Below are 1,868 nucleotides of genomic sequence, written 5' to 3'. Positions count from 1 at the left end.
GTTGGTTCCAACATTGTGGTTATTGTATTGCACCCAACTGAGAACCGCTATATCTCTCAAGCAACCAGAGTTTTCGGCTTGCGTCGATGTCGTTACCGAGGATTTGCCAAAACCAAGTTACAGCACATTATTACCGCAGCTGCGATGAACTTGGTTCGGATTTGGCAATGGTGGACAGAAGCTAATAATTTTGGGAAGTGTATTTCTCGATTTGCGGCTTTAACTGTATCAAATTCGACCTAAAAGAATTCGCCAACAAAGTCAATAAGTTAGGGAATAAACTCTGCCTGGTGCTGGTAATGCGGGCAGATTTTCAAGGCAATTGTGCTGAACAAGAATATGCCGGACTAGTCACCAAGATTGACCAGAATCTGGTGAGAGTCACGCCAACAATGAGCCAGCAGGAGTTAACACAAGCGATTACCGAACCAGCTAAACAAGTAGGGATAGATATTGATCCTAAACTTGTTAATCGCATGATTGACGATTTGAAAGATGCACCAGGATACTTGCCGCTATTACAGTATGCACTGATGGAACTTTGGCAAACGCGCACAAAGCGGTGGATGAGCCGGGACTATGATGCCATCGGTGGAGTCAAAGAGGTACTGCAAAAACGAGCCGATGAAGTTTATGAATCCCTTAGGCCCAAAGATAAAAATTGCGCCCAGCTGATTTTTTTGAAACTAACGCAAGTAGGTGATGTAGCAAACACTCGCAGACGGGTACGCAAACAAGATTTAGTTAATGAACAGTATTCTGAGGCTGTTGTGGATAGAGTGATCCAAAAGTTAGCTGATGCACGGTTAATCACCACAGATAAATTAACATCTCACGAGTCAGAACTGTCGGAACCAGGGGATGTAATCTTAGATATCGCCCATGAAGCCCTAATTCGCCATTGGAAAAAGCTAGAAGATTGGGTAAAAGATTTCCGATTGGCAATACAAAGGGAGCGCAGGATAGAAGATAATGCTAATGAATGGGATAGTCAGGGAAGACCTGAAAATTTCTTGCTACGAGAAGGTGGATTAGCTAGGGCTGAAGATTTTAAAAACCAATACCTCCATCTTGGCTTTCTCAATAAAACTGCGCGAGAATTTATTAAAGAGAGCCAAAACTTGCGCGATCGCCTCCGCCAAGAAGAGGAAGAACGCAGACAGCGAGAGCAAAAGCAGGCAATATCAGCTCTAAGCCAAACCTCTGGATCTTACTTATTTTTGAATAAACAGATCGAGGCTTTGGTTGCTGCCATGCAAGCAGGCAAAAACCTTAAAGATGCACACTTAGAATCAGATACCGTTTTGCTGCAAACTGTGAGTTTGGTGCTACAGCAGGCAGTTTACGGAGTAAAAGAGCACAACCGTTTGATAGGACATACAAACTATATCAACGTCGTTAGTTTCAGTCCAGACGGGCAGATGATTGCCTCTGGTAGTAACGACGCCATCAAACTCTGGAGCCGGGAAGGTAAGTTGCTGAAAACCCTGCCTAAAGATGCCTGTAGCATTAGTTTCAGCCGAGACAGCAAGACGATTGTCTCTGGAAATTATCGCGGTACTATTCAGATCTGGAGTCAGGAGGGTGATTTGATTAGAGAGTTTCCCCAGGAGCCTGCTAATGATGACAAAACCTATAGTATCAGTTTAAGTCCTGACGGTCAGATGATTGCCTCTGGTGATGGTGAAACCATCAAACTCTGGAGTCGAGATGGTCATTTACTTAATACCCTTACTGGGCATGACAAGTTTGTCAAAAACGTTACTTTCAGTCCAGATGGTGAGATGATTGCTTCTGGTAGTGATGACAAAACCATCAAACTCTGGAGCCGGGAAGGTAAGTTACTTCAAACCCTTTTGGGTCATGAA

Annotated in this window: 1 protein-coding gene and 1 pseudogene; both read left to right on the top strand. The window is 43.8% G+C overall.

Annotation, left to right across the window (positions count from 1 at the left end; translation table 11 throughout):
* Nucleotides 1-243: transposase (locus DP117_RS27170; protein WP_211176374.1), on the top strand; the 243-nt coding region annotated here is incomplete at its 5' end.
* Nucleotides 198-1,868: pseudogene (locus DP117_RS27165) on the top strand (WD40 repeat domain-containing protein); the annotation flags it as partial. The gene DP117_RS27170 and the pseudogene DP117_RS27165, both read left to right, overlap by 46 nt.

The sequence above is a fragment of the Brasilonema sp. UFV-L1 genome (genome assembly GCF_012912105.1).
GTDB lineage: Bacteria > Cyanobacteriota > Cyanobacteriia > Cyanobacteriales > Nostocaceae > Brasilonema.
Note: the sequence above shows the minus strand (reverse complement) of the source record. Positions and strands in the feature narration are given on the sequence as shown.